We start from the raw sequence: 12,133 nt of genomic DNA on the forward strand, positions 1-12,133 counted from the left end.
CCCGCTGCGGGGTTATCCCCGCAGCGGGCTTTTTTGCCTGACCCGGGAGGGCGTAATCCAGGGCGCTCACGGCAGCCACCGGGTGCCGCAAAATGTCATCCCGTGACCGATTCGGTCACGTCGATCCCGGAAGCTGGGCTCAGCAATCGGCGTCCCAGGCTCTTTCCGCAGCGGCCTCGGCGGCAAGGGCGTCTGCTGCGGCCTCGTCGATGCCCAGTACGGCCAGGCAAGCGGTACCCAGCTTGGCCCACTCGGCCGTCTTGCCCCGCCCCGTTCCCAGAAAGAGGATGTGCTCCGCCAATTGGCCCAGGGCAACCATCCTGGCCGGACGCGTGTCGAGCCCGCCCGCCTCCAGGGCAACGGGATCGTGATGATGCTGGATGGCCTGCGCGACTTCCCCGGGCAGCAGCCATCCCTCTGCCAGTTCCGCTCCCACCACGGCGTGATTGATCGAGAGCAGTTCGTCCTCGACCTGGGTGAATCCCTTCTCCTGATCGGCGTTGGCCACCTTCAGAATCGCTTCGTACTCGGGAAAGGGAATCATCAGCAGAGGGATGCCACAGTCCCGGAAGAGACCGAAGGTATAGGCGTCCTCGGGACGCAGGCCCACCTCGCTGCGCAACTTCTGGGCGAGCCACCCGGCCAGGCAGGCGGTCTTGGCTGAAACATCCCAGAAGCGCTCCAGACGCGGAGCGTCCTTGAACATCCCTTGCAGGGAGAGGCCGGCGATGGTCCGGACGATGGACTTCAAGCCCAGGAGCAGGAGCGCTTCCTGGACCGTGCGCACCTTTTTCCCCAGGCCGTAATAGGGTGAGTTGGTGGTTTTGATGAGGCCGGCGGCCAAGGCAACGTCGGAACCGATGAGACGGGCGAGACGGGAGAAATCGGGGGCGTCCCGGGCCATTTCGCGATCGATCTCGTCCAGAATGGCGGGGCGCGGCGGGATGCCGATATCCTTGAGTTCGACGCGCATGCGGCCCTCGAACTGCTGCGGGTTTCCACCCCCGGATCCCACTGTTGTCTGCGCGCTGCTCTGCTCCCCCACGCCACTCTCCCCCGAAAAGGCGCCATTCTAGCGAATTCAGCCCTCCCTCGGCGGATGCATCTCCACCCGCGCGGCGACGTGGGCCAGGGCCTCGATGACCGCCGCTGCGATGGCACTGCTCAGGCCTCCGTGCCCCCCTGCCGCGACGGGCGACCACTGGGCTTCAGGCCAGGCCCTCGCCAGGGCCTGCGCCACCTCCGGCGGGCACACCGGGTCTGCCATCCCCTGCACCAATACGGTGGGAAGATGCCTGATCTGGCTCACCCCCCGAAGGAGTTGCTCCGGCGCGAGGAAACAGTCCTTGCACAGATAGTGCAGTTGCACGCGCACCTTAGCCCGGGCGGTTTCGTCCGCAACGCCCTCCAGGGGCCCCTCGCCCATGAAGGCTCGCTCGTAATTCAGCCAGGCGCCGGCAGCCGCAAGAACCTCTGCCTCGCTGCCGGAACGGATCTGCTGGCCAAAGGACTCCAGGAGGTTTTCCGCATCCCGCGCCGCAGCCGCCAGGGCCGCCCAAGCCTCCGGCCGGGCCTGCCGCGAAAGGTAGCGTGTCACCTCGGCCCCGCTGCCGAGAAAGATGCCGCGCAGCACCAGACCGGCGACCGATTCCGGATGGGCCTGCGCATAGGCAAGGCCAAGGGCACTACCCCAGGAACCGCCACAGACGATCCAGTGTGCGATGCCCAGTGCCCGGCGGAGTTTCTCCAGATCGGCCACCAGGTGTGCGGTGGTGTTGTCCGCAGTTTCCCCCAGGGGGCGACTCCGCCCGCAACCCCGCTGATCGAAAAGCACGGCGCGAAAACGCCGCGGATCGAAGAGCCGCCTTTGGGCGGCATTGCACCCGCTGCCGGGTCCGCCGTGCAGGAACACGACGGGAAATCCGTCGCGGGGACCGCACTCTTCCCAGTACAGTTCGTGCCCTTGCCCCACCGCCAGGAAGCCACTCGCCCGCGGCACGACCGGGGGAAACAGGCCATCGGGCGAAAGACCCGCCGTCGCCACGATCAGGATTCGATCAGGCCGTTGCGCATGGCCACCAGGGCGAGCTCGGCGGCATTCTGGACATTGAGCTTTTGCTTGATGTGGTAAAGATGAGTGCCCACCGTGCTGGGACTCACGCAGAAGTCCTTGGCGACTTCATTGACGGTCTTGCCCTGAGCCAGTTGCAGAAACACGGCCAGCTCCTTTTCGGTCAGGGCCTCGACCGGGTTGGCCGAAGCGGAAAGTTGAGCCAGTGCCACCGCCGGCGCCAATTCGGGATCGATGTAGCGCTGGTCGGCGAAGACGGTCCCCACCGCCCGCAGGAATTCCTCCGGCGCCGCCCGCTTGCACAGATAGCCCCGGGCGCCCAGACGCAAGGCCCGCACGGGAACGATGTCGTCGTTGTGGGCCGAGAGCATGAGCACCCGCGCTTTCGCCTCCCAGGCCAGAATTCGTTCCAGGGCACCCAGTCCACCGATCCCCGGCATGGACACGTCCATGACCAGGACGTCCGGCTTCAGTTCGCCAAACATGCGGGCGGCGGACTCCCCGTTCTCCGCTTCGCCCACCACGGTGGCTCCGGCACCTTCGAGCAAGAGCCGGAACCCCAGCCTCACCATGGCGTGATCGTCGGCCAGCATCACCCTGGCCCCTTGCAATGTCCTGCTCACAGCTTCTCCTCCACGGCGGGGCCCGGAAAATCTTCCGGAATCCTCGCGACCAGACGACAGCCTCCAGCTGCAGGCGTCTCCAGCCGCAGCACCCCTCCCAACAATTCGACCCGCTCGACCATCCCGGTCAGACCCAAGCCACTGCCCGCCTGAGCAGAGGGCTCGCCGCCCAGACCGACGCCATCGTCCGCCACGACAATTTCCAGGTCGCCACTCCTGCGCCAGACACGGACCTCGGCGTGGCGCGCCTGAGCATGGCGCACGACGTTGGTCAGCCCCTCCTGCACAATGCGCAGCGCGCACCCGGCCAATTCGTCCGACAAAGGGGCGTCCCCCAATTCGTACACCCCTTCCAGCTCGATCTCCGGATGCTGCTGCCGCCAGGCGGCCAGGTTGCGCTCCAGGCTGGCAAGAAGCGGTTCCGCTGCTGGTTTGCGCAGCCGGTGCAGAATGGTGCGTATGCCGTCCTGCATCTGCCCCGTCACGCTCACGATATTGCCGGCGTAGCCCTGCACGTCGGGCTGCGCCTCGGTCCGCTGCGCGATCGCCCCGGCGAGCGCCCGTACGGCGGTGATGCCCTGCGCCAATTCGTCATGCAATTCGCGCGCCACCGCACGGCGGTCCGCTTCCAGGCTTCCCTGCATGCGCCGCGCCACCTCGCGCTCCGCCTCGAGACAGACGTTCTCATCCACCGCGTGGGCCAGACGGTCCGCCATGCCGTTGAAGGCCCGCGACAGACTCCCCAGTTCGGGGACTTCGAATACCGGCAGGCGCGTGTCGAATCGCCCCTGCCCCGTGCGATCCAGCGCCGCCATCACCAGGTCCAGGGGACGGAGTGCCTTGGCCAGGGCGACGCGCACCCCAAGAAAGAGTATGGCCAACACGCCCAGGGCCCAACCGACCATCCCGGTCACATCATCCCAGGCGTCGAGAACTGCCCGCGAGGCGTCGGGACGGATCACCACGTCGAGTTCACCGATGGCGACCCAACGCGGCGCGAAGTCTGCGGAAAGAAGGCCTGAAAACCACTCGGGAGCCCCCCTGCCGGCCTTGTAGGTCGGCGCCGGGGAGCGGTAGATCAGGCCCCCCTGGCGGTCCAATATCTCCACGCCGTTGGCGCGGATACGCCCCAGGGGCTGAATGGCAGCCAGCGTCCTGGTGGCCAGGGTCTCGTCGGCCCCTTTGCGCAATTCGATTCCCAGAGCCACCAGCCACTGCTCGGAAACCCTTGCCGCCGCCTCGATTTCCTCGTTGATCGCCGCCCGGGTTCCGTGAACCCACAGAGCGGCAAGGACGAGCAGCAACCCGGCTGCCAAGGCAGTCAGCACCAGGCTGATACGGGTATGCAGACTCAAACCACTGCCCATCGGATTGCGCACCAAAGGATCGACGGGTGTCCCGACCGCCGCGCACTCCCGCGCCGTAGACACCGCGAGCCACCTGAAGCCCGGGCGGCGACTTGCAAGACGGATTCAGGCGCTTCCAGCATAGGTCGAAATGAACTCGGCCCACGCCCTCAGGCGGGCCGCCTCAGCTTGTAGCTCACCGGGATCACCACCTGGATCTCTCCGGATTCGAGTTCGTCGGGCGGCGGCGGGAAAACACGCAATTGCTCGACCATGGCCCGGGCGTGCTGATCGAGAACCTCGAAACCGCTGGAGCGCTCGACCGAAACACCGAGAAGCCCCCCTTTGCGTGCAACCCGCAGACGAAGCTGCACCTCGCCTTCCCAGCCCCGCATCTCGGCCACGCGCGGATAGCTGTGATGGCGCGCCAGGAGGTCGGACAAGCGACGTCCGTAGCCGTCGAGCAGGCGATCGAGATCGACGGCGGGGCGTGGAGGTGGAGGCAGATCGGCCACTACGCGCTCTCCGGGCGCTTCGGCCAGCGGCAGGTTTGCCGTTGCGGCAACCTGCGGCACCGACACCGCTGCAGGCGCAGGTTCCGCCGCCAGCGCAGCAGGCACCGACACAGTCTGACGGCCCTCCTCCCGCGCCTTCACGGGAGCAGGCGGTGCCGGCTCGCTCGGTACCAAGGGTGCCGGTACTTCCGCGGCGGCAACCTGCACGCGGAGTTCCGCCTCCAGCCGGGGCATGGAACGGCTCACCGGCGGCGTCCCTGCGAATCCCCACAGCACAAGGCCGTGCAGACAGGCGGAGAGGGCCAGCAACCGCAGGAAGCGACGATCCTCCGCGAGGAGGAAAACCTCAACGGGCGGCACCGCGACCCAGCGCCTTCTGTTCGGCCGCGGGGAAAAGATGCCCCACCGACCGCCGGTATTCCGTGGCCACCACGCCCAGTGCCGCAAATTCCGCGGGAATCGGCCGGGCCAGAACCTCGTTCATGTCGAGACCTGCCGCAGCGGCCTCGGCAAACTCGCGCTCCAGCCAGCGCAAGTAGGCGCGCGTCTGGGCGATGGGTGCGGCGTCCTGCGCCACCTCGCCGTGGCCAGGGACCAGCTTGCGGAACCCGGGCTCTCGGGTAATGGCCTCGAGCTGGTCCAGGGCGGCGTACCAGGCGGACACTTCGGCATGGGGCGTGGTCGGCGCGCGCCCATTGAAGACCAGATCGCCGGCGAAAAGCACCCCCGAGGTCTCGTCGTACACCGCCAGATCGGCGTCGGTATGCCCCTTCAGCGCGATAAAGCGCAGGCGCCGCCCGGCGAATTCACGAATGCCCTCGGCCAGTTCGAGTGTCGGAGGGACGCTCTCGGTTCCCAGCATCCAGTCCCCCGCCATGCGGAACAGATTTTCCGCAAAGGCATTGCCATCCCGTTCGATTCCCGATCGGGTCGCCGCCAGTGCCCCCAGGGGGCGATCCGCGAAGGCCTGGTTGCCCAGGAAATGGTCTGGATGAAGGTGAGTGTTGAGCACGAGCGCGATCGGAGCTTCCGTCTTGGCGGCGATGGCGGCGCGCATCTGCCGCCCATAGCGCAGCGAAGGACCCGTATCGACGACCACGACGCCCCCCGTGCCGACGATGAATCCGGTATTGACGATATTGCCGCCGTTGCGGGTGGAAAAATCCTCCGTCGTGCCGACGAAGACATAGACCCCCGGTGCAAGCTCCCGCGGAACGAGTCCATAGTCGAAGGACACGCCCCCTCCCGGAACGGCGAACAGCAGGAAGGCAAGACAGGCAAAAACGCGGCGCATCACGGTTCGATCCAGGCTTCAAAACGATTGCCGTTATTATCGCGCCCCATCGTCCGCACGCGGCCCGGCGCTCCTTGCTGCAAGGTAAAGACCGGGTTCTCGCTCACCGGCTCGAAGGGCTGGACGCGCATCAGGAGCACGCCCTCCGCAGAGAGGAATTCCAGTTCGTCCAGAAAAAAGGCCGGGATGCCCGCGACGAGTCCGGTGTCCATGGGATGCACGATGCGCATCCTGACACGTCCCGCCAGGGGCCCTTCCGACCACTGCCGGCCACTGACTTCGTTGAGTCTGCGTTGCCACTCGGGGGAGGTGGCCGCAGCCGAGGGGGCCGTACATCCCCCCCCAACGGTATTGACCCAGGTTCCCCCGACATGCCAAACACCGTCGCCGGTGCGGACCGCCGCCCGCACCGGCGACGACTGCTGCAGCTTGATGCGAAACCCCAGGTATGCGGAAGCGCGCTCCGGGTAGAAGCGCAGTACCTGAATGATGGGATTGAAATCCGCAAAAACGAAAACCTCTCGCGCGTCGCTCAGCTCGGCGGCGTCAACGGTCACGGGAACCTGCATGGGATTCTCGGCATCCAGCGGCGCGACGACCTTGACCCGGGCGTCGAAAACCACCGGCTGATCGGCGAAGAAAGCCCTGCGCATGTCCCCCCAGCGGGCCGACTCAAGGGGATCCGCGGCGTCGACCGGAGCGGCAAGCACCTCTCCGAGCATGACCACCGCCAGCACCAGCGCCGCCATCAGCCTTCCCATAAGCACCCCAAGCCCGCCGCAACGTTAGAACGCGCTTATTATCTCAGAAAAAACCCGATGCCGCGCAGCACTGCCCACAAAACGGAAAAACAGTGCAGAATATGCCTCCGCGGGAGGGGAGAAGCAGGCCACACCCGCTGAAGCATACGGAAGTGTGCAAGTTTGGAACAGGTGGTGACAATTGAAACAATTGTTTTCCGTAGCCTGAGCTGAATCCCGTAGCACTCTGGAAGTCTTGCCAAATGGGCTTTTCCCCGGGAGGCGCTTCCTGAAAGCAGGCTGGCACGCCCCTTGCAGTTGTGGGCGCTGGCAGGGGAGCTGGCTCAGGGAACGGAGGACAGCCACCCAACCAATTTCATGGACAACAAAGGAGACCTAATCCATGCATCGACACAACTTTTTCCGCCGCACCGCCATTGCCAGCGCCGTGATCGCCGCCTCGGCCTTCATGGGCAGCCAGGCCATGGCCGCCGTATCTGACGCCGACATCCTCAATGACGCCTCCACCAAGGGCGACGTCGTCAGCTTCGGTCTCGGCACCCAGGGCCAGCGCCACAGCCCGTCCACCCAGATCAACACCAACACGGTCAAGAACCTGGTTCCCGCCTGGTCCATGTCCTTCGGTGGTGAAAAGCAGCGTGGTCAGGAATCCCAGCCGGTGATCCACAACGGCAAGATGTTCGTCACTGCTTCCTACAGCCGTCTGTTCGCCATCGACGCCAAGACCGGCAAGAAGCTGTGGAAGTACGAACACCGTCTGCCGGACGGCATCATGCCCTGCTGCGACGTGATCAACCGCGGCGCCGCTCTTTATGACAATCTGGTCATCTTCGCCACCCTGGACGCCAATCTGGTCGCCCTGGATCAAGACACCGGCAAGGTCGTCTGGAAAGAGAAGCTGGAAGACTACGCCGCTGGCTACTCCGCTTCCGCCGCTCCCATCATCGCCAAGGGCAAGCTGATCACCGGCGTGTCCGGCGGTGAGTTCGGTATCGTCGGCCGCATCGACGCCCGCGATCCCAAGACCGGCAAGCTGCTGTGGACCCGTCCCACGGTCGAAGGTCACATGGGCTACAAGTTCGACGCCTCCGGCAACAAGACCGACAACGGCATCTCCGGCACCACCAACGCCACCTGGCCTGGCGACCTGTGGAAGACCGGCGGCGCCGCCACCTGGAATGGCGCAACCTACGACCCCGAAACCAACCTGATCTTCGCGGGTACCGGCAACCCGGCGCCGTGGAACAGCTGGACCCGTCCGGGCGACAACCTGTTCTCCTGCTCCACTGTGGCCATCGACGCCGATACCGGCAAGATCGTCTGGCACTACCAAGGCACCCCGCACGACGGCTGGGACTTTGACGGCGTCAACGAATTCGTTTCCTTCGACTTCAAGGACCCGAAGACCGGCAAGACCATCAAGGCTGGCGGCAAGGCCGACCGTAACGGTTTCTTCTTCGTCAATGACCGCACCAACGGCAAGCTGCTGAACGCCTTCCCGTTCGTCAAGCAGATCACCTGGGCCAAGGGCATCGACCTCGCCACCGGCAAGCCGATGTACAACATGGAGAACTACCCTGGCGATCCCGCCAAGGGCGCCGACGGCAAGAAGGGTGCTGTGGTCTTCGCCGCTCCGTCCTTCCTCGGCGGCAAGAACCAGATGCAGATGGCCTACAGTCCTCAAACCGGTCTGTTCTACGTTCCCTCCAACGAGTGGGGCATGGACATCTGGAACGAGCCCGTCTCCTACAAGAAGGGTGCCGCCTACATGGGCGCCGGTTTCACCATCAAGGCTCTGCATGACGACCACATTGGCGCCATGCGTGCCGTCGATCCCGCCACTGGCAAGATCGTCTGGGAAAACAAGAACTACGCTCCCCTGTGGGGCGGCGTCCTGACCACCGCCGGTGGCCTGGTGTTCTACGGTACCCCGGAAGGCTTCCTGAAGGGTGTTGACGCCAAGACCGGCAAGGAACTCTGGTCCTTCAACGTCGGTACCGGCATCGTCGCTCCCCCGGTCAGCTGGGAACAGGACGGCGAGCAGATGATCGCCGTGACCGCCGGTTGGGGCGGCGCCGTTCCCCTGTGGGGCGGTGACGTGGCCAAGCGCGTGAACTACCTCGAGCAGGGCGGTTCCGTCTGGGTCTTCAAGCTGCACAAGTAAGCCGAGGATTGGCTCCAACCGTTGCCGGCGCCTGAGGGCTCCGGCGCGGTTTGAGGCACGGGCGTTCCTGAAAGGGGCCCCGTGCCTTTTTATTTGCGCCCTGCGGGCCGCTGGCCGGATCGACCCTGCACCCTGGCGGGGAACTTGACTGGCCGCCATCATCGCGGCACCTGAGCGTCGCCGTGGGGTGAATCGATATAGGCCTTGAGTGCCCAGAGCACTTCCTGGCTCAGCACCCCTTCCCAGGGCGGCATATGGACCACACCGACCCGGGTTTTTCCCTTCAGCACCGACTTGACGAAATATGCATCGTTGTCGCCGAAACACTCCCGCTGCAACGACGCGTCGACGATACGCTTGCAGTAAGCGCTGAGGCGCCTGAGGTTCGGCCCTGGGCCCTTGCCCAGTGCATCCGGACCATGACAGCGCTGACAGGCCTGAACGAATGCCTGCCGCCCCACCTCGATGGCAGCCGCATCGTCTCGGTAAGGGTTTTCGTTCAGCCAGGATGCGCCAAGATTCTTGAGCGCTTGGATATCGACCACCGGTGGCACGGCCTCGCCATTGCCGGGTTGCCCTTCCGTATCGCCCGAGAAAGCCAGTGCCGGCAAGAACAAGGCCATGGGCAATATGGTCAGCAGCTTCAAGAAAATTGGCATCCCGGCTCACCACAACGCTGGATCAGGACATCCCGTGCATCCCTCGAAGGACGAATCGGGAAAAATCGTGTATTTGAATAACGCGCCCTCAAGGTTGGCCCGGCGCAGGTTGGTGGTGACAAATTTAGTTTCCTGCAGATTCGCGTTGGTCAGCCGAGCACCTTCCAGCCACGCAAAGTTGAAACGAGCCATTTCCAGATTGGCAGCAGTCAGGTCCGCACCCGAGAGGTCGCTGCGCATCAGACGCGCAAATTCCAAATCGGCCCCCACGAGCTTGGCGTTGCGAAAGCTCGCACCAGGAGCATTCACTTTTTGTAATTTGGCGGCGGTCAAATCGGCCCCATCCAGAATGGCACCCGCCAGATTGGCGACTCTCAGATCGGCGCGGCTCAGATTCGCTCCAGTGAAGTCAGCGCCGGCGAGATCCCGCGCCGAGAGATCCGCGTGTCGGAGATCGGCACCCGGACAGCGGGCGTAGGGCCAAAGCTTGCAGCCATTCACCACTAACGGCTCTACCGGCCCCTTGCTGGGCTCGGCATTCCCGGTCAGCGAGACGACCGCAGCGATGCTGCCGGCCAGGAAAAGCCCGGCCCGTGACGTAAAACCGCTTTTCGTACGAATGCAGAAATTATTTGTCATGGTGTCGCCTCGGGGGGCCGCCGAAGCGGACCCCCGAGAGCCTATCAGCGGCTCGACTTGGGCAGTTTGAACACCCACATGGAGGAACCCTGGGTGACTTGCTTGGTCAGGTCAGCCATGTCCCCGCCCCACAGCGGAACAGCACCACCGTAGCCGGAACTGATGCCAAGGTACTGCTCGCCATCCTGCTCCCATGTGATGGGGACAGAAACGATTCCGGAGCCGGTCTGGAACTTCCACAATTCCTTGCCGTTCTTGGCGTCAAAAGCCTTGACGTAGCCATCCGACGTGCCCGTAAACAACAGGCCGCCAGCAGTCGTGAGCGTCCCGGCCCAAAGCGGGAAGGTTTCTTTCTGTTCCCACACGATCTTGCCCGTCTTGGGATCGATCGCGCGCAAGGTTCCCACATGGTCGTCAAAGAGCCGCTTGATGCGGAAACCTTGGCCGAGGTAGGCGGCTCCAGCCTTGTAGGTCAGGTTTTCGGTCCAATAATCCATCGCCCAGTGGTTGGCAGGAATGTAGAACAGCTCGGTCTGCGGGCTGTAACTCATGGGCATCCAGTTGGTCCCTCCCAAGAAGGGCGGCGACACGAAGATGGATTCACCCTTGTCGGCTCCCGCCTTAGGCTTGGGCGGATGCTGGCCTTGCACGATATTGGGCTTGCCAGTCTTCAGATCCCAGCTCTTGGCCCAAGTAATGCCTTCCACAAAGGGCCAGGCACCAATCAGGGAAGTCGGCTGGTTGGGGTAGCCGGCGCCGGAAGAAAGCTTTTCCCGATCGGTCACGAAGAAATAGCCATTGCGGTCGGCGTGGGCCGACGCCTTGACCATTTTTCCAGTCTTGGGATCCTTGTACTCGAAGAGCACCACGGAGTTGTTGCCGGAGAAGTCCCAAGCGTCGTTCGGGGTGTGCTGGAAGAAGCCCTTAAGCTCGCCAGTGCTGGCGTCCACATAGGCCTGGCCGGAAGTAAAAAGGCTGTCCCAATTGCGCGGATCGTCGCCTTCCTTGGTGCGGTGCCAAGTGTTCCAAGGCGCCGGGTTACCGGTACCGATGACCACCATGTTCTTTTCCACGTCGAAGCTGGCGGTCTGCCAGGGGGCGCCGCCGCCGTGGTTCCAGGCATCCACCAACTTGCCGTCCTTGTCGCGAGGCCAGGAGGGCGCTTTGGCGTCGCCAGTCGGCGTGCTTTCCTTGCCGTTCAGGCGACCCATGTGGCCTTCGACCATGGGACGAGCCCAGACTTCTTCGCCCGTTTCGGGATCGCGCGCAAAAAGGTAACCCACAACACCGAATTCGTCCCCGGAGGAACCATGCACCAGCAGAACACGGCCGCTCTTCTGGTCCTTGACGACGAAGGGCGCGCCAGTCATGGTGTAGCCGATCTTGTGGTCGCCCCACTTCTTGCTCCAGGCGACTTTGCCCGTATCCTTGTTAAGAGCCACAATACCGGCATCCAGAGTGCCGACGTAGATTTTGTCGCCGTAGAGGGCCGCGCCCCGGTTAACCACGTCGCAGCAGGGACGAATATCTTCGGGCAGGCGATGCTGATACTCCCACAGGCGCTTGCCTGTCTTGGCATCGATGGCGAAGACGCGTGAATAGGAGGCCGTCACGTAGATCACACCATCGTGAACCAGGGCTTGCCCCTCCTGTCCGCGCTGCTTCTCGCCACCAAAGGAGAAACTCCATGCGGGAACCAGGTTAGCCACGTTGGAGGTGTTGATCTTACTGATCGTGCTGTGGCGCTGGGCCTTGAGCCCCAAGCCGTAGCTCAGCACGTCGCCCGGGGACTTGTCGTCATTGAGGATGTCCTCCCAAGTGACCTTGCTCCCGGCAAGGGCCGAACCACAGAACAGCGTGGCGACCAGGGCGGCCACCAGGGTTGGGCGGGTATTGAAGCGGATCGCGTCCATTTAAGTTTTCGTCTCCTGAATGAGGTTCTTGATCGGCCCTGCGGCAGGACCGGCTCGCCGTTAAGAAAAGCCGGGCCAGTATAGAAAGGCCCATCCTCCCCGGTCTCGGGACGAAAGCACCGATTGGCCAGGACTCCTTCCCCGCTAA

11 protein-coding genes are annotated in these 12,133 nt (G+C 64.1%); 1 reads left to right on the plus strand and 10 read right to left on the minus strand.

Annotated features, from left to right (window positions below; translation table 11 throughout):
- Positions 1-139: 139 nt before the first annotated feature.
- The 7 genes from IPM73_10895 to IPM73_10925 all read right to left on the minus strand — a co-directional run bounded on the left by IPM73_10895 (position 140) and on the right by IPM73_10925 (position 6,610).
- A complete protein-coding gene (locus tag IPM73_10895) occupies positions 140-973 on the minus strand; it encodes an HDOD domain-containing protein (protein MBK8918521.1) in 834 nt (277 codons plus the stop codon).
- A 108-nt stretch (positions 974-1,081) separates the two neighbouring features.
- Positions 1,082-2,044 carry a prolyl aminopeptidase gene (pip, locus tag IPM73_10900; GenBank protein ID MBK8918522.1) on the minus strand — a complete coding sequence of 321 codons (963 nt, stop codon included), beginning with the start codon at positions 2,042-2,044 and terminating at the stop codon, positions 1,082-1,084.
- A gap of 2 nt (positions 2,045-2,046) precedes the next feature.
- Entirely contained in the window at positions 2,047-2,664 is a 618-nt protein-coding gene (locus IPM73_10905; protein ID MBK8918523.1) for a response regulator transcription factor, read from the minus strand.
- 26 nt (positions 2,665-2,690) lie between these two features.
- The gene (locus IPM73_10910) at positions 2,691-4,049 is read right to left on the minus strand and encodes a HAMP domain-containing protein (GenBank protein MBK8918524.1); all 1,359 of its coding nucleotides are present in this window, start codon (positions 4,047-4,049) and stop codon (positions 2,691-2,693) included.
- A gap of 161 nt (positions 4,050-4,210) precedes the next feature.
- The gene (locus IPM73_10915) at positions 4,211-4,915 is read right to left on the minus strand and encodes a TonB family protein (GenBank protein ID MBK8918525.1); all 705 of its coding nucleotides are present in this window, start codon (positions 4,913-4,915) and stop codon (positions 4,211-4,213) included.
- Positions 4,902-5,849 carry a quinoprotein relay system zinc metallohydrolase 1 gene (locus tag IPM73_10920; GenBank protein ID MBK8918526.1) on the minus strand — a complete coding sequence of 316 codons (948 nt, stop codon included), beginning with the start codon at positions 5,847-5,849 and terminating at the stop codon, positions 4,902-4,904. The genes IPM73_10915 and IPM73_10920 overlap by 14 nt, the downstream gene beginning before the upstream one ends.
- Positions 5,849-6,610 carry a quinoprotein dehydrogenase-associated SoxYZ-like carrier gene (locus IPM73_10925; GenBank protein ID MBK8918527.1) on the minus strand — a complete coding sequence of 254 codons (762 nt, stop codon included), beginning with the start codon at positions 6,608-6,610 and terminating at the stop codon, positions 5,849-5,851. The genes IPM73_10920 and IPM73_10925 overlap by 1 nt, the downstream gene beginning before the upstream one ends.
- Before the next feature lie 382 nt (positions 6,611-6,992).
- Between IPM73_10925 and IPM73_10930 the strand changes: the two genes are divergently transcribed.
- Complete coding sequence (locus IPM73_10930) at positions 6,993-8,774, plus strand: PQQ-dependent methanol/ethanol family dehydrogenase (GenBank protein ID MBK8918528.1); 1,782 nt, start codon at positions 6,993-6,995, stop codon at positions 8,772-8,774.
- A gap of 158 nt (positions 8,775-8,932) precedes the next feature.
- Here IPM73_10930 and IPM73_10935 read toward each other — a convergent pair whose 3' ends face one another.
- The 3 genes from IPM73_10935 to IPM73_10945 are packed head-to-tail and all read right to left on the minus strand — an operon-like array spanning position 8,933 to position 11,985.
- Complete coding sequence (locus tag IPM73_10935) at positions 8,933-9,421, minus strand: c-type cytochrome (protein ID MBK8918529.1); 489 nt, start codon at positions 9,419-9,421, stop codon at positions 8,933-8,935.
- 18 nt (positions 9,422-9,439) lie between these two features.
- Positions 9,440-10,072, minus strand: coding sequence for a pentapeptide repeat-containing protein (locus IPM73_10940; GenBank protein MBK8918530.1), 633 nt, complete (start codon positions 10,070-10,072; stop codon positions 9,440-9,442).
- Positions 10,073-10,116: 44 nt separating this feature from the next.
- Positions 10,117-11,985, minus strand: a complete 1,869-nt coding sequence (locus tag IPM73_10945) for a methanol/ethanol family PQQ-dependent dehydrogenase (GenBank protein ID MBK8918531.1) — start codon at positions 11,983-11,985, stop codon at positions 10,117-10,119.
- Positions 11,986-12,133: the final 148 nt, after the last annotated feature.

It is taken from the genome of Betaproteobacteria bacterium (genome assembly GCA_016720065.1).
Classification (GTDB): domain Bacteria; phylum Pseudomonadota; class Gammaproteobacteria; order Burkholderiales; family Rhodocyclaceae; genus SSSZ01.